The sequence below is a fragment of the Thermogutta sp. genome, from assembly GCF_039793925.1.
Taxonomy (GTDB): Bacteria; Planctomycetota; Planctomycetia; order Pirellulales; family Thermoguttaceae; genus Thermogutta.
The window spans coordinates 1-814 of record NZ_JBAMME010000071.1 but is presented as its reverse complement, the minus strand read 5'-3'; the positions used below and the strand labels follow the sequence as shown (position 1 = coordinate 814).

At 60.2% G+C, this 814-nt stretch carries 3 protein-coding genes; 2 read left to right on the top strand and 1 reads right to left on the bottom strand.

Annotated features, from left to right (window positions below; translation table 11 throughout):
- On the top strand, positions 1–239 hold a 239-nt coding region (locus tag ABJK56_RS02135; protein ID WP_347243017.1), incomplete at its 5' end, for a hypothetical protein.
- A 3-nt stretch (positions 240–242) separates the two neighbouring features.
- Entirely contained in the window at positions 243–488 is a 246-nt protein-coding gene (locus tag ABJK56_RS02130; protein WP_347243016.1) for a hypothetical protein, read from the top strand.
- A 126-nt stretch (positions 489–614) separates the two neighbouring features.
- Here ABJK56_RS02130 and ABJK56_RS02125 read toward each other — a convergent pair.
- On the bottom strand, positions 615–814 hold a 200-nt coding region (locus ABJK56_RS02125; RefSeq protein ID WP_347243015.1), incomplete at its 5' end, for a hypothetical protein.

Here is an 814-nt window from a genome sequence, read left to right as displayed (position 1 = left end):
GGTTGGGGGGAGGGAGGTGGGGGTTCAGCATTACCCAGGGTAACTTGGTCCAGGATTATGACCCGGACCCAGCGCAACTGGACCGCGTACTGGGTGGATTCCAGATGGCTTTACAAGGCGGATATTATGGGGGAGGGAGCATATCCGCCGTGGACTTAGGCCCAATTCCTGTTCAGTATGGTCTTATAGTTCCCCCGGGATGGGCTCTCTCGTTCGGCTATTCCTGGCGTGTGAGGTGACCAATGGATTTCACCGTTGAAAATGCAGTTTTGGTTTTCATGGGACTGATTGCGATTGGTTGTTCTCCTCTAACGGCTCGTCTGAACGCGCTCTCATTTCCGTTCCCTTCTCCTCGCGCATCGTATATTGCCAGCTTGATTTCGCAAATCGTTACCGGCATTCTGTTGATAGTCCTTGGGCTTCGTGGTTTGATCCTGAACTGTCCGCCCTTCCCAATAGAACAGATGCCGGATCGCTGCCGGTGGTGAAGGTATCTGTGCAACCGGGGATATTGCAGGCGACACTCCCACCGACCGCCTCTACACCGGCCAGCGCTGAAGCCCAGCCTTGGTCTGTATGACTACCGGGCCCGCTACTACCACCCGGCCCCTTCGCTAATACTCAGGGCGGGCTCCTTCGCTTCGCTCAGGGCGGCCCTGGGGCGGTTCATCAGCCCCGATGAAACGGGCTGGGGCGTCCGTGCTGGACCAGGGGGCCAACGGCGTCGGGCGGCGGACGGCGATGACGGACGCCACCGGCGTCACGGCCTGGCAGTACGACGCCCGGGGGCGGGTGCTGACCGAGACCCGCACCC

What these genes read in the sequence shown, in the direction of transcription:
- ABJK56_RS02130 (WP_347243016.1), top strand. Translation starts at nt 243, where the DNA reads ATGGATTTCACCGTTGAAAATGCAGTTTTGGTTTTCATGGGACTGATT.